Origin of the sequence: Cytobacillus sp. FSL R7-0696, assembly GCF_038006865.1 — a bacterium.
In the GTDB taxonomy this organism is placed as follows: domain Bacteria; phylum Bacillota; class Bacilli; order Bacillales; family Cytobacillaceae; genus Cytobacillus; species Cytobacillus kochii.
Genome location: NZ_JBBOWA010000001.1, coordinates 3,472,662 through 3,492,585 on the forward strand (window position 1 = coordinate 3,472,662; position 19,924 = coordinate 3,492,585).

Below are 19,924 nucleotides of genomic sequence, written 5' to 3' on the forward strand. Positions count from 1 at the left end.
AATGAACGAAATAAAGCTTGATATCCTTGCTTTCGGAGCGCATGCCGATGATGTAGAAATCGGCATGTCAGGAACAATAGCGAAGTATGTGGAAAAAGGTTATAAAGTAGGGATTTGCGATTTAACAGAAGCCGAGTTGTCTTCTAACGGTAATCCTACTCTGAGGAAAACAGAAGCAATTGCAGCAGGGCGAATATTAAATGTGTCTGTAAGAGAAGGACTTCATTTAGGTGATAGACAGTTATTTTTAACAAGTGAGCGTATCAAACAGGTAGTAGAAATGATTAGGAAGTATCAGCCGACAATTGTCTTTGCACCATATGAAATAGATAGGCACCCAGATCATGCGAATGCAACGAAAATTGTCGAGGAAGCAGTCTTTTCTGCAGGTATTCGTAAATATCAAACGAATGAGTATCAAACGGATCATAAAGTGAAAAGCTTTTACTATTATATGATTAATGGATTTCACCAACCTGATTTTATGATAGATATTACATCAACAATAGACAAAAAGATCGACAGTTTAAACGCTTACCAAAGTCAATTCACGAAAACGGAGGGAGCTGTCGATACTCCGTTAACAAATGGCTATGTGGAAATGGTTGAAGCTAGAGAACGCCTATTTGGACAGCAAGTTGGTGTTAAATATGCAGAAGGTTTTATGGTGAAAAAACCTTTGATGATCGAAAACGATTTATTTGGAGTGTAAGAATGAATAGAAAACTTAAAATAGGGATTACTTGCTATCCGACTGTTGGTGGATCAGGGGTAATTGCCACAGAACTCGGAAAAATGCTGGCAGAAAGAGGACATGAAATACACTTTATTTCTTCAAGCATTCCTTTTCGTTTAAATAAGATATATCATAATATTTTTTACCATCAAGTAGAGGTTAATCAATACTCCGTTTTTCAATATGCGCCTTATGACATCGCGTTAGCAAGCAAGATGGCAGAAGTCATTAAAAGAGAAAATCTTGACTTACTTCATGTACATTATGCGGTGCCACATGCGATCTGTGCCATATTAGGGAAGCAAATGAGCGGGCGTGATGTTAAAATCGTTACAACTTTGCATGGAACAGATATTACGGTTCTTGGTTATGACTCATCATTAACTGATGCAATAAAGTTTGGAATTGAACAATCGGATCGTGTTACTGCTGTTTCCAATGCATTAATTGCACAAACTTACGACTTAATCAATCCACAGAAAAAAATTGTTCCCGTATACAATTTTATTGATGAGCGTGAATATGTAAAAAAAGATGTAGATTACTTGAAAGAAGAATTTCAAATAGCTGAAGACGAGAAGGTTATTATTCATGTGTCTAACTTTCGTGGTGTAAAAAGGGTAGATGATGTCGTGCGTTCGTTTGCTAAAATTGCCGAACATATAAAAGCTAAGCTCCTACTTGTAGGTGATGGTCCACAGATGAGTGATATTTCAAAATTAGTAGACCAATTATCCTTAAAACACCAAGTCATTTTTCTTGGCAAACAAGACAACTTAGCGGAACTTTATTCCATTAGTGACTTGATGCTTTTATTGTCCGAAAAGGAAAGCTTTGGTTTAGTCGCACTTGAGGCAATGGCATGCAATGTACCGTGTATAGGGACAAATGTTGGAGGGATTCCGGAAGTTATCCAAGATGGTGTAAATGGCTATATTTGTGAACTGGGTGATATAGAAAGTATTGCAGCAGTCGCATTAGATATTTTACAAGATGAAAAATTACATACAAAATTATCATTACAAGCAAAAGAATCTGTACTGACAAGTTTCCATGCCGATAAAATTGTTTCACAATACGAGCAGCTTTATTTTGATCTATTAAGTGAGGCGAAATGATGAAACCAATTTTTCAAAGAGCTATTCCGATTATTGAAAAGCTTGAGGAAGCAGGTTATGAAGCTTATTTTGTCGGTGGTGCAGTGAGGGATCTTCTAATAGGTCGTGAAATAGCAGATGTAGATATCGCTACATCTGCTACACCGATTGAAATGAAAGCGATTTTTTCTAAAACGGTTGATGTAGGTATTGAGCATGGTACCATACTTATTCTCCTAAAAGGTGAAGCATATGAAGTAACAACATATAGGGCAGAGTCAACGTATAGTGACTTTAGAAGACCAGATGAAGTCCGTTTTATCCGTCATTTAAAGGAAGATTTACAGAGAAGAGACTTTACTATGAATAGCATTGCTATGGATAAAAATGGTGAATTAATTGACCCCTTCGCTGGAAGGGAATCAATTCAAAATAGAGAAATAAAGACCGTTGGTTCAAGTGAAGAACGCTTTAATGAGGATGCCTTAAGAATGATGCGAGCGCTTCGCTTTAAAAGTCAATTAGGTTTCCTGCTCGAAGAAGGAACATATGATGCATTAAAAAAGAAAGCCCATCTACTGCAACATGTGGCAGTTGAAAGGAAGCTTGTTGAATTTAATAAATTATTACACGGAGACTATCGAGTAGATGCCTTGACGCTTCTGCAAGACTCAAACTTGCATCACTATTTACCAATGCTTTCGCAAAAGGAGAAGGGACTTGATCAGCTCGTCACTTATCCTCTTCAATCATTATCCTTGCTTGAAATATGGGTTCTGCTCTTAAAGGTTTTTCAATTAAATGAGCATGAAGCAAAGTTAGGATTAAAAGAATGGAAGATGTCAAGTAAAGACATGAAAGAAATACTCAATCTATATCAGTGGTTCCAAAAAAGACTTTCAACACCCTTTCAAGCTACTACAATTTACCACAGTGGTTTATCAGTAGCAGTGAGTGCTGAAAAACTTCATCAAGTATACAATCATGAAAGAGTAGAATATCCTGATCATTTAGTTGAAATGTATAGCAAATTGTCGATTACTTCAAGAAAACAATTAGCAGTCAATGGCAATGATATTATCACTTGGAGTCAACAATCAGCTGGCCCTTGGCTAAAGGAATTATTAGCAAAAGTTGAGGAAGCAATTATACTTGGAGAATTACAAAATAATAAAGAAGATATCAGGGAGTGGCTGTTTCAATGGAATCAGAAATAAGGAAGAAGTTATTAAATGCCTTCACGACTAACCAAGATGATTATTTGTCCGGGCAAGCTATTGCAGATTTACTCGGTTGTTCACGCACAGCAGTGTGGAAGCATATAGAGAATCTTCGGAAAGAAGGGTTTGAATTTGAAGCGGTGAGAAGAAAAGGATATCGCATCATTGCTACACCCAAAAAAGTGATTGCTGATGAAATACGTTATGGTTTGAAAACAAATATACTTGGTAGTCATATCCATTATGAGGAATCAGTGGACTCCACACAAAAAGTAGCCCATCAATTAGCAACAGATGGTGCTTGTGAAGGTACGATTGTAGTAGCAGAAGAGCAAATAAGCGGTAGAGGGAGAATGGACCGAAAATGGATATCCCCTAAATATACGGGTGTTTGGATGAGCGTCATTCTTAGGCCACAGCTTACCCCTCATCGTGCACCCCAATTAACACTTATTGCGGCTGTTGCAGTTGTTCAGGCAATCGAGGAAGTGACCGGTTTAACAGCTGAAATTAAATGGCCTAATGATGTGTTGATTAATGGTAAAAAAGTAACAGGGATATTAACAGAGATGCAAGCAGATGCAGATCGAATCGTTTCTATAATTATGGGAATTGGTATTAATGTGAATCAGAAATTAGAAGACTACCCCGAGGAGATTCAACCTATCGCCACCTCCCTTGCAATTGAAAAGAAAGAAGAAATCTCGCGCGCACAGATTATTCAAACACTTTTATTCAACCTCGAAAAACTTTATCAACTTTATTTACAGAATGGTTTTCAACCGATAAGAATTTTATGGGAAAGTTATGCCATTAGTATAGGAAAAAATATAAAAGCGCGTACACTATCTGGTACCATAGCGGGTAAAGCGATAGGAATTACAGATGAAGGCATATTGCTTTTAGAAGATGAGGCTGGTGTGCGACATCAAATTTATTCTGCAGATATTGATTTAGAATAATAGATATTTTTTATAGAAAGTTAACACAATTATTGATATACTTTGTGTGGGCAGTATCGGTAAGAACTGCACCTGTTTGACCATCATTTATACGCGAAATCTGCCTAGATCCATTTAGGACCAGGACAGAGGGATGAGTTTAATAATGAGAACATACACTATCCTTCTGCACTTTTTTTGTAGAAGGTTATTTTTATGTCTTTCTCATTATCAGTAGATCATCACCTCTTCCTATTAAAAAAGGAGGAAGTAGGATGAAACAAACGACTGATTTTTTGAAAATGAAAAGTAAAGGTGAGAAAATAGCCATGCTCACGGCATACGATTTTCCACAGGCTAAATTATCAGAGCAAGCTAATGTCGATATGATTCTTGTCGGCGACTCACTAGGAATGGTTGTATTAGGTTATGATTCAACGATTCCGGTCACAATGAATGATATGATTCACCACGCTAAAGCTGTGAAGCGTGGGGCAAAAGACACTTTTATCGTGGTAGATATGCCGTTTATGAGCTACCATATTTCCATGGAAGATGCGCTCATAAATGCGAGAACCCTGATTCAAGAAACTGGTGCTCATGCAGTTAAGGTTGAGGGTGGAGATGAAGTAATAGATAAAATTGCTGCAATGACAAATGCAGGTATACCAGTTGTCGCACATTTAGGTTTAACACCACAATCAGTTGGTGTGTTAGGTGGTTATAAAGTACAGGGTAAAGATGCAAAAGCAGCCCAAAAACTAATCAATGATGCAAGAAAATGTGAACAGGCGGGGGCTTTTGCTCTTGTTCTTGAATGTGTGCCGCAACAGCTATCTAAAGAAGTATCATTAATCTTAAATATCCCGACAATTGGGATTGGTGCGGGTGTGCATACAGATGGCCAAGTACTTGTGTACCACGACATTCTCACATATGGCGTGGAGCGGGTACCAAAGTTTGTTAAGCGCTATTTAAATAGTGGAGAAATGATGGAAGAAGCCATTTCTGCGTATGTAAAAGAGGTTAAGAGTGGACAATTTCCAGAGGATAGCCATTCTTTTAATATGAAAGAAGAAGAACTTTTAAGTCTCTACGGAGGAAAGAAATGAAAAAAGTGACAAGCATCAAAGAAATGCAGAAAATCATCAAAGACTTCCAAAGAGAAGGGAAATCAATTGGGCTTATCCCGACTATGGGTTATTTGCATGAAGGCCACTTAACACTAGCTAAAAAAGCACGTTTACAGAATGATATAGTCGTCATGAGTGTTTTTGTAAATCCGCTACAGTTCGGAGAAAATGAAGATTTGGCCACTTATCCGAGGAATTTAGACAGAGATATGCAATTAGCAGCAGAAGTGAAGGTAGATTACCTGTTTCATCCAACAGCAGAAGAAATGTATCCGCAGAAGCAAGCGATAACAATGCATGTTGAAGAAAGAACAGAAAGACTTTGTGGTGCTTCTAGACCTGGACATTTTGACGGTGTTGTCGTGGTTGTTTCTAAATTATTTAATATTATTCAGCCGGAAAGAGCTTACTTCGGTAAAAAAGACGCACAACAACTTGCAGTAATAGATTTGCTTGTAAAAAATTTAAATTTTCCGATTGAACTCATTGCGGTGGATACGGTGAGAGAAAGTGATGGCTTGGCAAAGAGCTCAAGAAATGTATTTTTAACAGAAATAGAACGCAAAGAGGCGGCTGTGCTTTTTGAGAGTTTACAGGCAGCGGAAGCAATCATCACAGAAGGAGAAAGAAATACAGCTCGTATAATTGAAGTGATGAAAACAATGCTCCATGAGAAGACAAGTGGTGAAGTCGATTATATTGAAATTCTTTCTTATCCAGAATTACAACCAAGCAATGAAGTTAACGGTGTAATCATTATTGCGTTGGCCGTGAAATTTTCCAATGCCCGCTTAATCGATAATATCATCATCACAGCATGAGGTCATAGAGGAGGGTTTAATATGTACAGAACAATGATGAATGGCAAAATTCATAGAGCAACAGTAACAGAAGCGAACCTAAACTACGTCGGCAGTATTACGATTGATAGTGATATTTTAGATGCTGTTGATATGTTACCAAATGAGAAGGTACAAATCGTTAATAATAATAATGGAGCAAGATTCGAAACGTATATTATCCCTGGTGAAAGAGGGAGTGGTGTTATTTGTGTTAACGGCGCTGCCGCACGTCTCGTGCAACAAGGGGATATTGTGATTATCATTTCATATGCTCAAGTAGCGGAGGAAAAACTCAAAGGTCATCAACCAAAAGTAGCGATTATGGGAGCAGATAATCAAATAATTGATATGCTTCACCAGGAACCAGCTAGTACGATTTTGTGAAAATGCCTGAACTGTTTGAGAAAAATGCTTGATTGAATAAGCACGAACAAATTCTGTTTTAAAAAGGATTTGTTTGTGCTTTTTATTTTATTGTGTTTATCGACACAAATGGTTACTAATTTATTATTAGCCGAAAGGGGTCATTGCAGACTTGTTATTTTCATAGTTTCTTTTTGTACAAAATGACAACAGTTTTAGTTAATAATGGTAAAATAATTCGTATGAGTATGAAGGGATAAAGAGAAATAAACCATTGAAGGAGACGATCAAGGTGAAAAAAACCGCGTTTTTATTTGCATTAGCAGTGTTGTCGATATTTATCATTGTTGCATGTAGTAACGAAGAGACAAAAAAAGAAGAAGTTATAGATGAGGATAAATCAATTGAGGCTGTAGCAGATAAAGCAAATGATATAAAAGATGAAGAAAATCCAGTTTCTCAAACTTTGTTACCTATTCCCCAATCGTTTAAGGAATCAGTTGACTATGGTTACACAGGGGAATGGGCGATGAAGGAATTTTCCAATGAAGTAAAGTCGGCACTTGATCAGCTACCCTCTATTACGATGGAGGCTACAGAAGAAGAGATTGATGCCTATGAACGTGAAATCTTTTCCCTATTTAAAGAGAATTTAAGTATGCCAAATGTACCGATTGATCAATGGCAAGCAATGAAATTTGCAGATCCAACCGTTACTGAAGAGGAAAGCCAATTAAAGAAAAATTATAATGTAGCTATATTACTTGATGCTAGTGGTAGTATGGGTGCTCTAGAAAATGGAAAAACAAGAATGGAACTTGCAAAAGAAGCGATTAATCAATTTGTTGATAGTTTGCCAGAAAAAGCGAAAGTTTCATTAACTGTATATGGACATAAAGGAACAGGAGATGAAGCAGATAAAGAGGTTTCATGCAGTACCGTAGAACAAGTGTATTCTCTTTCAGCCTATGATAGTAAAGAGTTTACAAATGCCCTAGGTAAATTTAATCCAGCTGGATGGACACCAATGACAAAAGCAGTTGAACAAGCAATGGTTAATTTAGAATCACATGATGGTTCAGAGAATACGAATATTATTTATCTTGTGAGTGATGGAATCGAAACTTGTGGAGGAAATCCTGTACAGGCAATGGAAAAACTGAGTGATTCTAACTTAAGTCCAGTCGTTCAAATCATTGGCTATCAAGTTAATAACGATGGTTTAACGCAATTGAAAGAAATGGCAAGGGCTGCAAATGGACAGTTTATTAATGTCCAAAATCAAGAGGATCTAAAGGCAGAATTTAAACGAACCACGGAAATGGCTGAAGTATGGTCAGAATGGCATAGAAATAGCAATGATGCCATTAATAATCTTAATAAAACGGTGCAAAAACAATTAAATGACTGGCATCAAAAAGAGCAGGAAAAGATGAATAGAGAGCGTAAAAATCTACAATTGGCTATCAATTATTTAAATGAGGAAAACAAGATAGATACCGATGTTTTCTTACGCTTAGATGAAAACTATCGGGCATACTATTTACAAGTCGATAAAGAAGCACGTAATCTTTATCTTGAACTGGATCAACTGAACAGGGAATCATTTCTTGATAACTGGGAAGAGATTAGTGAGATATTCTTAAAAAATGTGAGTGAATAAGAAGATAAAATGTACAATTTGCAAAAGTATTCAGAAGAGGAGTAAATGCTCATTTGGTAGGGTGTAAATTGATAAGGTTATGCAAATTTATTATATTTATTTAAATAAACAAAGGTATTTTTTTGATGATTAAAACCCTCATTTGCGAAATAAAGAAAGATAACTTTCTCTTTTATCCTTTTTATGATAACGTTTTGTGTGACAGAATGTTCGAGGTGTAACCATGAGTAATAAATATGTTGTCGTAGATTTAGAAACAACAGGAAATTCACCTAAAAAGGGTGATCAAATTATACAATTAGCAGCAGTAGTGATTGAAAATGGACAGATAACTGAACAGTACGCTTCACTTGTACAACCAAGTCACAGTATCCCTCCATTTATAGAAGAACTAACCGGACTAACAGACGAAATGGTGGCCTCTGCACCTAAATTTTCAGAGATTGCCAAGAAAGTGGAGCAAATGCTTGAAGGTGCCTACTTCGTTGCACATAATGTCCTTTTTGATTTATCGTTTTTACAGGAAGAGTTTAAAATGGCTGGTTTAGCAGGTTTTTATGGCCCAATTATAGATACAGTTGAACTGGCAAGGATTTTTTTACCAAGTGAGGATAGCTATAAGCTATCTGATTTATCGCTAAACTTAGGGCTCTCTCATGAGAGACCACATCAAGCGGATAGCGATGCTTATGTAACAGCAGAATTACTTTTAATATTAGAACAGAAAATGAAAAGCTTACCATTGCTTACTTTGAAACAATTAAAAGATATTTCCTTTGGCTTAAAAAGTGACTTAGATTTATATTTAGATGATTGGATTCAATGGAAAGAGGAGAGCCATCAATCCCTTCCTAGCAATTTAGAAATTAATCATGGGATCGCTCTTCGTAAAAGTCAAAACAAGCAAGTAGGGAAATTAAACAAATCTGGTATCTTGTATCCTTATACAAAAGAAGAAAAAGAAGCTTATTTGCAAAAAGTGTTCAAACCTTTTGAATCACGAGAGGGACAATATCAGATGATGGATGCCGTTTATAAGGCATTTATTTCCGAACAACATTCACTTATTGAAGCAGGAACTGGTGTAGGTAAATCATTGGCTTATTTACTTCCTTCGATTATTTTTTCTTTGCAGGAAAACGAAAGAATCGTGATTAGTACCTTCACAACTCAACTTCAAGATCAATTGCTTCAGAAGGACTTACCCTTACTAACGCAAATGATACCAATGCCCATCAAGGCAAGTATTCTAAAGGGAAGAAATCATTATATTAGTTTAGCAAAGTTTATTCATACACTTAGAAGTCATGATGATAACTATGATACATGCTTAACGAAGATGCAAATTTTAGTATGGTTAACAGAAACAACAACAGGCGATGTCGACGAACTTAATTTATCTAGTGGCGGTCAATTGTATTGGAATCAAATTAAAAATAACCGCATGTTATTTATTAACGACAAGGACTTTAGAGAAAAAGACTTTTATAATCGTGCAAAGAAGCAAGCTGAGTCAGCACAATTGATTATTACGAATCACAGTATGTTACTTTCTGATACAATCAGTGATTATGATATATTGCCATCATATCAATATGCAATTATTGATGAGGCTCATCATTTTGTAAAAGCTGCATCTCCTTATTTTGGACGCATGCTAGATTTTATGACTGTTCGGCTCACAATTAATAAATTAGGATTATTCGAACAAAAAGAGTGGATCTTTCAGCTTGAGCAATTGCTAGAAGAAGTCGGTGTTTCAAATGAGGTTATTCATTCATTTGAGGTCAATGAAATGATGGAGAGCTTACATAGAGAAATGGATGAGTTCTTTTACTTAATTTCGAAGCTTGTGCAAAAATCTAGTCCTAAGAAGAGTAAATTAGTGCGAGTGAAAATGAATGTCCAAAATCTAATCGCTAAATATGGGCGTCAAATTGACATCCAAGTGGAGAGGTTTTCTTCTATTCTAAAAGAGGTTATACAAATGTTGACAGCAAGGTTACATGCTATTCAGAATGGACCATCTCCTATTGCGGAGAAGTCGCAGCCTTTATTAGAGGATGTCTCATCAGCTGTAAGGGAATTAGAAGGTTATGTCAATTCGTTGCACTTCTTTTTTAAAAACAGCCAAAATTTCCCCTTAGCATCTTGGGTAGAAGTTGATTTACGTGCAATTCAGAATGTCACTTCTATTTATGCGGAACCATTAGATGTCTCTGAACGACTAAGTCAGTCCTTTTTTACCAAGAAAAAAAGCGTTGTTTTAGCCTCTGCTACAATGACCGTAAATCAGTCGTTTCAATATATGGAGAAAGAATTGGGCCTAGAAGGTTTACCTTGTACTAGTCAGCAAATCCCTTCACCATTTCAATATGAAAGACAAGTGAAAATGATTATACCGAAAGACTTACCAGATATAAAAACGGTGAAAATGGAAGAGTATATTGCCAGTATCGCAGAGCAAATTATTTCCATTGCCGAAGTAACCAAGGGACGTATGCTCATTTTATTCACTTCATTTGAAATGCTTAAAGAAACATATCAACTCATAAAGGAATCGGACTTTCTTAGTGATTATGCGATCTTTGCTCAAGGAATCTCAGGGGGTAGTCGTTCGCGATTGACAAGAAATTTCCAAAAGTTTGATAAAGCAATATTATTAGGCGCAAGTAGTTTTTGGGAAGGAGTAGATATTCCTGGAGAAGACTTATCGTGCTTGATTATCGTTCGCCTACCATTTGCACCGCCAGATGACCCTGTAGCTAGTGCGAAAGCTGCAAAGATGAAAAGAGATGGGGGAAATCCTTTTAAAGAGCTCGCCATACCGGAAGCTGTGATTCGTTTTAAACAAGGGTTCGGCCGCTTAATTCGTTCGAATACTGACAGGGGTGTTGTGATTGTATTTGATAGAAGAATTAAAACCGCAAGTTATGGAAAAGCTTTTCTACAATCGATACCGTCTGTAGAAGCAAAAGAGTGTGATTTGAATGAAACGATTCATATCATTGAACAATGGTTATAATTTTTAAAAACTAATCGTCTAATATTTATGCAAACCACTTTTACTGGTATACTATTAGACGTAACAAAGAAAATGGGCCTTACTTGTCAAGGAGGAAATACAGATGGAAAGCAAGATTGAGATCTTATCAACAGTAACGATTCAAAATAGTCCAGATTTATACAAAATTGTTGATAGTTTAAACAGAACACTAAAAGAAAAAGATTTAATGTTCGGCTTAGCATTGGATAAGGATGATGATAGCAAAGCTGTTTTTACAATATATCGTACATAGGTAGTGAAAAGAATGAAAAAAATACTAATCATCGTACTAGCCATTATGGTTGTCATTATCGGTTTTTCGGCAAATGTTTATATAAAAGCGATGGAGCCGATAAATCAAGCGGAAAAAGTGGCAAAAGAAAAAGCGGAAAATGAGGCGAATCTACAGACCGTAAAAAGAGTAACTCTATATAATGGTAATGAAACGTATTACATTATTGATGGAATTACAAAAGAAGATGAAGAGGTGTATGTATGGGTTTCAGCCGATTCTAAGGATGAAGTAATCATAAAAAATAAAAAAGATGGGATTTCGAAAGAAGAAGCAATCGAAAAGGTAATGAATAAAAAAAATCCCACTGATATTATTTCTGTCAACCTTGGAATGGAAAAATCTATCCCTCTGTGGGAGATTTCCTATAAAACTGGCGAAGGTCTTCTTAATTATTATGTAATAGATTATGAGACAGGTAACGAAGAATTAAAAATATTAGAAAATCTTTAAATAAGTGGTTCGGCTGACTATTCTATGGTCAGTTCATATATAAAATGATAGATTACACATTCTGGAGGATTAGGATAATGAACTTTGAACTAGCACAAAGAGTGCAATCACTGACACCATCTACAACTTTAGCAATTACAGCTAAGGCAAAAGAAATGAAGGCACAAGGAATTGATGTTATTGGTTTAGGTGCGGGTGAACCAGACTTTAATACACCCCAGCATATTATTGATGAAGCTGTTCAATCAATGAATGAAGGATATACGAAGTATACTGCAGCTGCAGGACTACCAAAACTCAAAGAAGCTATTTCTAACAAGTTTAAACAAGATCAAGGGATTGATATTCCAGCGTCAGATATTATTGTTACAAGTGGTGCTAAGCATGCGTTATACACTTTATTCCAAGTCATCTTAAATAAAGGTGATGAGGTCATTATTCCAACTCCGTATTGGGTAAGTTATCCAGAGCAAGTTAAACTAGCAGGCGGAAAGCCAGTATTTATTGATGGTCTTGAAGAAAATGAATATAAGGTCACGCCTCAGCAGTTAGAGAGCGTTATAACAGATCGCACAAAAGCTGTGATCATTAATTCACCTAGTAACCCTACAGGCATGCTCTATAGCAAGCCGGAACTAGAAGCGATTGGTGAGTTTTGTTTGAAACATAATATCTTAATTATTTCTGATGAAATCTATGAAAAGTTGACTTATGATGGACATCAGCATATTTCGATCGCACAAATCAGTCCAGAATTGAAAGAGCAGACGATTATCATTAATGGCGTTTCAAAGTCTCATTCAATGACAGGTTGGAGAATTGGTTATGCTGCCGGAAATACAGCCATTATAAAAGCAATGACAAACCTAGCAAGTCATAGTACGTCTAATCCAACTACTCCTTCTCAATACGGCGCGATTGCAGCGTATAATGGTTCACAGCAACCTGTAGAAGAAATGAAAAATGCGTTTGAAGAACGTTTAAATATTATCTATCAACAATTAGTAGCTATTCCAGGTTTCACATGTATTAAACCACAAGGTGCTTTTTATCTCTTCCCTAACGTAGAAGAAGCAGCAAAGCTTACAGGTTATGAAGATGTTGATGCGTTTGTAAAAGGTTTATTAGAAGAAGCGAAGGTAGCTGTTATTCCTGGTTCTGGTTTTGGATCTCCGAAAAATATTCGTTTATCCTATGCAACATCACTTGACCTATTAGAAGCCGCTGTTCGTCGAATGCATGAATTTGTGAATCATAAACTGCAGTAATCGTTAAAGGAAGTGGAGCCCTTCACTTCCTTTTTTCATGCAAGAGTTATGTATGATGAAAAGTTGCCTCGAGAATCAGAGAAGGGTATAATAAAGGCGACTTGAATCTAATTGGTAAATGTTTTTGGAAGGGGTATTAAATTGATTAAAACGACAATTGCTGAAACGTATAAATATGTTGATCAAGAAGTGAAAATTGGTGCATGGATTGCTAATAAACGCTCCAGTGGGAAAATTGCCTTTCTACAGCTACGTGATGGGTCTGGCTTTATCCAAGGTGTGGTCGTAAAAGCAGATGTATCTGAAGAAGTATTTAAAGCAGCAAAATCGGTTACACAAGAATCTAGTGTGTACGTAATAGGGAAAGTACAAAAAGAAGATCGTTCACCTTTGGGATATGAATTACTCGTTACAGGTGTAGAAGTGATTCATGAATCTACTGATTATCCAATTACACCGAAAAATCATGGAACAGAGTTTTTGATGGATCACCGCCACCTATGGTTACGCTCACGAAAACAACATGCTGTCATGAAAATTCGAAATGAAATCATTCGTGCTACATATGAATTCTTTAATGAAAATGGTTTCTCAAAGGTTGATCCACCAATTCTAACAGGTAGTGCACCTGAAGGGACATCTGAGTTATTTGCTACTAAGTACTTCGATGAAGATGCATACTTATCTCAGAGCGGTCAATTATATATGGAAGCTGCGGCGATGGCTTTAGGGAAAGTTTTCTCGTTTGGGCCAACATTCCGAGCTGAGAAGTCAAAAACGAGACGCCATCTAATCGAATTTTGGATGATTGAACCGGAAATGGCTTTTTATGAGTTTGAAGACAATTTGAAAGTGCAAGAAGAATATGTCTCCTATATTGTCCAAGCTGTTGTGAAAAACTGCCAAGTTGAATTGAAGACATTAGACAGAGATGTGTCTAAATTGGAGAAAATTCAAGCACCATTCCCAAGAATTTCATATGATGAAGCCATTACATTTTTACAAGAAAAAGGGTTTGATGATATCACATGGGGAGAAGACTTTGGCGCGCCACACGAAACAGCGATTGCCGAGAGCTATGATAAACCCGTTTTTATTACACATTACCCAACAAAAATCAAGCCTTTCTACATGCAGCCAGATGCTGAAAGAGAAGATGTTGTCCTTTGTGCGGATTTAATAGCGCCAGAAGGATATGGTGAAATTATTGGCGGATCAGAGCGTATCCACGATTACGAGCTATTGAAACAAAGATTAGCAGAACATGAATTAGATATGGATGCATACAAATGGTATTTAGAATTAAGACAATACGGTTCAGTTCCTCATTCTGGTTTTGGATTAGGTCTAGAGCGAACAGTTGCTTGGATTAGTGGCGTGGAGCATGTGAGAGAGTCGATTCCATTCCCAAGACTTTTAAACCGCTTATATCCGTAAGCTTTTCACAATAACACACGAAAAAGAGTCATTTTGTGGCTCTTTTTCACTTTTTTACACCTTTTATTTGAATACATTTCTATACTTTTCTTAAAAGGGTTCATGATATACTTGTATGGAGGTGTGTATGATGCCAAAGAAGATATTATTAAAATGGTTACAGGAAAAAGACATTACAATTCCTGGAGCTTTATTAACGCAGTACAAAGCAATGAACCTAAAAGAAGAAGAAGTAGTCCTTATCCTCCATTTGATTTCAATTAGTGACAAGGGAAATGACTTCCCAACACCTTTTGAACTTGCAGAAGTAATGACTTATTCAGCAGAGGACTGTGCGGGGATGCTTCGCCGTTTAATACAAAAAGGGTTAATCACTATAAATGAGGGTTATAGTGAAGAAGGTATTCGCTTTGAAAAATACTGTTTAGATAGTTTTTGGGAAAAATTAGCAGATGCTTTTTTAATTGCAGATAAAAGAAAAGAAGCAAAAGAAAATCAGCAAGACGAAATTGATTTGTATTCAGTGTTTGAAAGTGAATTTGGCAGGCCACTTTCTCCTTTTGAATGTGAAACTCTAGCCCTTTGGTTAGATGATGACCATCATGAGGTGAAAATCATTAAGGCGGCCTTAAAAGAAGCGGTGATATCTGGTAAATTGAATTTCCGCTATATTGATCGCATCTTGTTTGAGTGGAAAAAGAATGGTATAAAAACAGTAGAACAAGCAACAAATCAAGGGAAGAAATTTAGACAAAACCAAGTGAAGAGAATGAAAAGTGTAGAGAATAGTGATAAGAGAAATGAGTCGCTACCTTTTTATAATTGGTTAGAACAATAGTTTGAATGGTGATGATATATGTTAAATAAGAAAGACATTAGATATTGTTTAGATAAAATGGGAGAAATGTTTCCCGATGCTCACTGCGAGCTCGTTCATAAGAATCCTTTTGAACTTGTTATTGCGGTGGCATTATCAGCGCAGTGTACCGATGTATTAGTGAATAAAGTGACGAGCAAGCTTTTTTTAAAGTACAAAACACCAGAGGATTATTTAAATGTATCCATTGAAGAATTACAACAGGATATCCGCTCGATTGGTTTATATAGAAATAAGGCAAAAAACATTCAAAAACTATGTCGCATGTTAATAGATGACTATGATGGTGTGGTTCCTGCTGATCGCGATGAATTAACAAAGTTACCAGGAGTCGGAAGGAAGACAGCGAATGTGGTTGTATCAGTGGCCTATAATGTCCCTGCAATAGCTGTTGATACACATGTGGAGAGGGTAAGTAAACGTCTTGGCTTTTGTAGATGGAAGGATTCAGTTCTAGAGGTCGAAAAAGCACTTATGAAGAAAATACCAGAAGAAGAGTGGTCTGTGACCCACCATCGCTTAATTTTCTTTGGGCGTTATCATTGCAAAGCACAAAATCCAAAGTGCCAAGAATGTCCAGTTCTTGATATTTGTAGAGAAGGTAAAAAGAGAATGAAAAGTTTAGGTGCGTAAAATAATATGAATGAGCGGTTAAAAAGGTTACAGCATCCTTTTTTTAATAATATACAGGATCAAGTAGGGGAGTTTGTCCCATTTTATTACGAAAGACAGTTGTATCAAGGAATAGCTTCTGAAAAACCCTGGGAAGAGTCAGAGCGATTCATCGCAATGATTCTTAAAGAATGGGATCAATTAAAGATCAGGCTAAAATCAGCCCATCAACAAAGAGATAAGCAGGAAGCAGAGCAACTCATGGTTTTGGGAGTTGCCCTTTTAGTTCAATATGTGTATTGGTTAAATGAAAAACCAGTATCACTGGATGAACAACAAATAGGTGATGGTTTGGTACATCTCCCATTCAACTTTGCCGATCGATTACAATTTATTATGGGGCAACCTGCACTTCATTTAGCTTTTATTCAATTAATAGAACTCATGAATGAAGTAATTAAATTAGATGCTAAGAATAGGGTAAGAAAAAAACACTCGAAGCACTAAAAATGCGAAGAGTGTTTTTTATTATGCAGAAGCTTTAGCAAATGCCTTCTTGAATATTTTGAAACAATCACACAGGTAAGATAAAGGCAGAGAAGATAGCTTCTCTGCCTTTAACATAACGATTATTCCTCAGGGTTTTCATCTGGTGGTGATGGTGGTTGTTCTTCTTCAGGTGATTGATTTTCTTCTTCACTATTATCTTCATTACCATTCTCATTCTCATTACCATTACCATTGTTGTTATCGTTGCCCTCACCATTGTTATTTCCATTTCCATCGCCATTTTCGCTGTTATTTCCGTCACCATTGCCATTCTCGTTCTCATTGCCACCTTCTTCGTCTCCAGGTGGTTGTTGTCCATCACCTGGTGTTTCTTCGTCAGGTGGTTCGACTTCTTCTGGCTCTTCTTCAGTGGCCGGTATGTCAACAGATGTTTGGGCAGCATCACTTTCCTTATCATCTTGAACTGCTTTGACGGTGAATGTATATGTGCTATCAGGTTCAGGATTTTCAATTGTAAGTGATGTTTCAGATGTTGTCGTGAGCTCTTGGGCACCGCCATCATTAATAGCGCCGGTCACTACAAACTGAGTATTATCTTTGTCTTTATGTTTCCATACGAGTTCAATCGTATTGGCTTCTTTATTATATTTGGCATTGAAACCATTCGGTGCTTCAAGTTTATCGAACTTTTCAGAGACTGTTTTTGGTGCATTTCCTTTGACAGCGTACTCTGTAATAATTTGATCACTTGGTGTATATTCGCTTGCTAGTTTTGCAGGGTTGCTACCTTTTTCAATCGCCACTTTTTCAACAGAGTTAGGCATTTTGAAATCAGCTGTTTCTTTCCCTTCTGAAGCATATTGCATAATGTTTTTAAAGAGCATTTGGGCAATCTTCTGATCGTAACCGTTTGATGGTAGGTAAGTCTTCCTACTTTCATATCCGGTCCAAATTGCTGCCGTATAATTCGTTGTATAACCAGCAAACCAGGCATCTGGTGTTGCACCGTTAGGGATATCATACTTTTGTTTTTCTTCTGCTGTATAATTTGTTGTCCCTGTTTTTCCAGCTACAGGTAATCCCGGGATATTTGCTGTTGTACCGGTACCGCTTGAGATAGCTGTCTTCAGCATATCTGTAATCATAAAGGCAGTGTAATCATTCATCACCGCTTCACTTTCAGGTGTGGTGTCAATTTTCGTACCATCACGCATTTCAATGGCTTTGACAGTATGAGGATCTGTATAGAAACCTTCATTGGCGAATGCGCTATAAGCACCTGCCATTTCCATTGGAGAAACGGCCTTTGTACCAAGTACAGATGACTCATAATATTCATCTTTAAAGTTAAAGCCTAGTCGATTAGCAAATTCCATTGATTGCTCAGTGCCCACTTCTTGAATAGCTTTAACAGCAGGTATATTCCGTGACTCTGCCAATGCTTGGCGCATCGTCATCGTCCCTTTAAACGAGTTATCCCAGTTATTTACTTCGGTTCCTTCACTGTATTTATATGGCTCATCAACAAGTGTATGATAAGTGCCCCATTGATTAAATTCAATGGCAGGTGCATATCCGGCGATCGGTTTAAATGTTGAACCTGCTTGACGTTTTTGGTCTGTGGCAAAGTTGAAGCCACGTTTTACTTCTTGATTCCGTCCGCCACCAATCGCCCGAACTTCACCAGTACTTGAATCTAATAAAGTAATCCCTGCTTGGAATTCTTCATCAGGATATTGTATGACATCTTCGCTATTTAAGATATTTGAAACATATTTTTGGATATCTTTGTCTGCTGTTGTATGAATTGTTAAACCATCGGAAAAGATATCGAGGTCAGGATATTTTTCAGTTACTTCATCAATGACAACATCGACAAATGAATCATAAGGTGTATCATCTTCTATTTCTCTTTCACCTTCAGCAACTAACCCTTCAGTGACAGGAATGGATTGTGCTTCAGTCTTTTGCTCTTCGGAAATGAATCCATGTTGGTTCATTAAAGATAAAACAATGTTACGTCGTTTTTCGGCATTTTCTGGATGAGTAAACGGGTTATAGTTGTTTGGACTTTGCGGCATCCCTGCAAGTAATGCGGCTTCATGTAACTCCAGTTCATCCAAATCTTTACCAAAATATAAACGTGATGCTGTTAACACACCGTGACTATTTTCTGACATGTAAATTTTATTCACATACATTTCAAAGATTTCTTGCTTCGTATATTTTCGTTCCAATTGGAATGAAAGCCAAGCCTCTTGTGCTTTACGGCTAATTGTTTTTTCATTATTTAAGAATGAGTTCTTTACGACCTGTTGAGTAATCGTACTAGCGCCCTCAGAACCAAAACCTTTTGTTACGTTGGCGATAACTGCTCCACCTAATCGAATTAAATCCATGCCATTATGTTCATAAAAGCGAACATCTTCTGTTGCCAGAAAAGCATTTTCAACAAGGTCAGGTATATCTTCATATTCAACATAATCTAAATTCCCAGCACCGACTTCCGTAATTTTTTCACCATTTATATCGAGAAGTACCGACGGAATAGGGTCCTTTAATAGTGCTGGATCTAGCTCGGGAGCATCCTTAACCATAAAGGCAAATGTAGCTGCGCCTGCAATCATCCCAACAATACCGAGTGCAATTAATGTGAGAAAAATCTTCTTGAATAACGTTTTTCCTGATTTTTTCTTCTTCGGTTTAGGTGATTGCTGTTGTTGTTTTCGGCGCTCCTCCCTAGATTTATACTGTTCTGACATATAAGTCCTTCCTTTCTATCTCAAACCTTATGTTGAGCTATCAAGCTGATAAATGTTATCTAATATCTTAATATAATCAATTCTCGGTTGAAAGCCAAGTATTATGCGATGCCCTTTTTCTATCACTTCATCCTTTGTCATCGATTTCCTTCCGCCATTTTCCATGCGTTCCCAAAAAACAAGTAATTCCTTAGCTTCTAGTAAAAATAACTCGTCAGTTGTCGAAAAGCGTAAAATGACAAAGCAAATGCCCCTTTGTTTAATGATGTTCCTCATATGTTCAATTTGATGCAAATGGAAGTTATTAAAAGGAAATGAAGTGGTGTTTTTAGTTTCCTTTGCTTCGAAATCAATATACTTACCCTTGTAAATGCCGTTATAGTCAGTTGTCGATGCCTGTTTAAAGTATGCTTCTTTAATGACGGCAGCACTTCTTGCAGGATAATCCACTTGAACAATCTGTACTGGTGTTGGTTTCTTGTGTATGACCGCGATCCCTCTATCTAAGTAATATTGGTTGCTGTCGTTTATATCGTCCTCCAATGTCATACCTCTTTTACCATATGACGGATTCTTGCGTTTTCTTTTTTCTAATGTGCTTTTTTCTGCAGGTACGTATTTCCTCCCGTTCGGGTAATGAAATGCCATAGACTTCACCTCACAAACTATACC

The 19,924-nt window shown here is 36.9% G+C and carries 18 protein-coding genes; 16 read left to right on the forward strand and 2 right to left on the reverse strand.

From position 1 onward, the window contains the following. Position 1 precedes the first annotated feature (1 nt). The 16 genes from bshB1 to MKX29_RS18060 all read left to right on the forward strand — a co-directional run bounded on the left by bshB1 (position 2) and on the right by MKX29_RS18060 (position 16,487). A complete protein-coding gene (gene bshB1 / locus MKX29_RS17985; protein WP_251161920.1) occupies positions 2–712 on the forward strand; it encodes a bacillithiol biosynthesis deacetylase BshB1 in 711 nt (236 codons plus the stop codon). 2 nt (positions 713–714) lie between these two features. Beyond that, entirely contained in the window at positions 715–1,854 is a 1,140-nt protein-coding gene (bshA, locus tag MKX29_RS17990) for an N-acetyl-alpha-D-glucosaminyl L-malate synthase BshA (RefSeq protein ID WP_224937446.1), read from the forward strand. Beyond that, on the forward strand, positions 1,854–3,050 hold the full coding sequence (locus MKX29_RS17995) for a CCA tRNA nucleotidyltransferase (protein WP_251161919.1): 1,197 nt from the start codon (positions 1,854–1,856) through the stop codon (positions 3,048–3,050). The genes bshA and MKX29_RS17995 overlap by 1 nt, the downstream gene beginning before the upstream one ends. Next, positions 3,035–4,015, forward strand: coding sequence for a biotin--[acetyl-CoA-carboxylase] ligase (locus MKX29_RS18000; protein WP_251161918.1), 981 nt, complete (start codon positions 3,035–3,037; stop codon positions 4,013–4,015). Before MKX29_RS17995 ends, MKX29_RS18000 begins: the two co-directional genes overlap by 16 nt. Positions 4,016–4,269: 254 nt before the next feature. Next, positions 4,270–5,106 (forward strand): 3-methyl-2-oxobutanoate hydroxymethyltransferase, encoded by an 837-nt coding sequence (panB, locus tag MKX29_RS18005; protein WP_289434058.1) that lies wholly within the window; start codon positions 4,270–4,272, stop codon positions 5,104–5,106. Then, a complete protein-coding gene (panC, locus tag MKX29_RS18010) occupies positions 5,103–5,948 on the forward strand; it encodes a pantoate--beta-alanine ligase (protein WP_289434057.1) in 846 nt (281 codons plus the stop codon). The genes panB and panC overlap by 4 nt, the downstream gene beginning before the upstream one ends. A 21-nt stretch (positions 5,949–5,969) precedes the next feature. Further along, the gene (gene panD, locus MKX29_RS18015) at positions 5,970–6,353 is read left to right on the forward strand and encodes an aspartate 1-decarboxylase (protein WP_095372786.1); all 384 of its coding nucleotides are present in this window, start codon (positions 5,970–5,972) and stop codon (positions 6,351–6,353) included. 271 nt (positions 6,354–6,624) lie between these two features. Next, on the forward strand, positions 6,625–7,995 hold the full coding sequence (locus MKX29_RS18020) for a vWA domain-containing protein (RefSeq protein ID WP_341106882.1): 1,371 nt from the start codon (positions 6,625–6,627) through the stop codon (positions 7,993–7,995). A gap of 223 nt (positions 7,996–8,218) precedes the next feature. Further along, positions 8,219–11,020 (forward strand): ATP-dependent DNA helicase DinG, encoded by a 2,802-nt coding sequence (dinG, locus tag MKX29_RS18025; RefSeq protein ID WP_224937452.1) that lies wholly within the window; start codon positions 8,219–8,221, stop codon positions 11,018–11,020. Positions 11,021–11,123: 103 nt separating this feature from the next. After that, positions 11,124–11,294, forward strand: a complete 171-nt coding sequence (locus tag MKX29_RS18030) for a YpmA family protein (RefSeq protein WP_191810924.1) — start codon at positions 11,124–11,126, stop codon at positions 11,292–11,294. Positions 11,295–11,306: 12 nt separating this feature from the next. Then, complete coding sequence (locus MKX29_RS18035) at positions 11,307–11,786, forward strand: cell wall elongation regulator TseB-like domain-containing protein (RefSeq protein ID WP_341106884.1); 480 nt, start codon at positions 11,307–11,309, stop codon at positions 11,784–11,786. Between the two features lie 77 nt (positions 11,787–11,863). Next, positions 11,864–13,054: a pyridoxal phosphate-dependent aminotransferase gene (locus MKX29_RS18040; protein WP_341106885.1), complete on the forward strand. Its 1,191-nt coding sequence runs from the start codon at positions 11,864–11,866 to the stop codon at positions 13,052–13,054. 144 nt (positions 13,055–13,198) lie between these two features. Then, positions 13,199–14,491 (forward strand): asparagine--tRNA ligase, encoded by a 1,293-nt coding sequence (gene asnS / locus MKX29_RS18045; protein WP_224937644.1) that lies wholly within the window; start codon positions 13,199–13,201, stop codon positions 14,489–14,491. A 130-nt stretch (positions 14,492–14,621) separates the two neighbouring features. Continuing rightward, the gene (locus tag MKX29_RS18050; RefSeq protein ID WP_224937455.1) at positions 14,622–15,329 is read left to right on the forward strand and encodes a DnaD domain-containing protein; all 708 of its coding nucleotides are present in this window, start codon (positions 14,622–14,624) and stop codon (positions 15,327–15,329) included. Between the two features lie 18 nt (positions 15,330–15,347). After that, a complete protein-coding gene (gene nth, locus MKX29_RS18055; RefSeq protein ID WP_224937456.1) occupies positions 15,348–16,001 on the forward strand; it encodes an endonuclease III in 654 nt (217 codons plus the stop codon). A gap of 6 nt (positions 16,002–16,007) precedes the next feature. Next, positions 16,008–16,487, forward strand: coding sequence for a YpoC family protein (locus tag MKX29_RS18060; RefSeq protein WP_224937457.1), 480 nt, complete (start codon positions 16,008–16,010; stop codon positions 16,485–16,487). A gap of 122 nt (positions 16,488–16,609) precedes the next feature. On the opposite strand, the gene MKX29_RS18065 is transcribed toward MKX29_RS18060, so the two are convergent. Both MKX29_RS18065 and recU read right to left on the reverse strand, forming a co-directional pair. Continuing rightward, the gene (locus tag MKX29_RS18065; RefSeq protein ID WP_224937458.1) at positions 16,610–19,252 is read right to left on the reverse strand and encodes a transglycosylase domain-containing protein; all 2,643 of its coding nucleotides are present in this window, start codon (positions 19,250–19,252) and stop codon (positions 16,610–16,612) included. Positions 19,253–19,279: 27 nt separating this feature from the next. After that, the gene (gene recU, locus MKX29_RS18070; RefSeq protein WP_340975381.1) at positions 19,280–19,900 is read right to left on the reverse strand and encodes a Holliday junction resolvase RecU; all 621 of its coding nucleotides are present in this window, start codon (positions 19,898–19,900) and stop codon (positions 19,280–19,282) included. Positions 19,901–19,924: the final 24 nt, after the last annotated feature.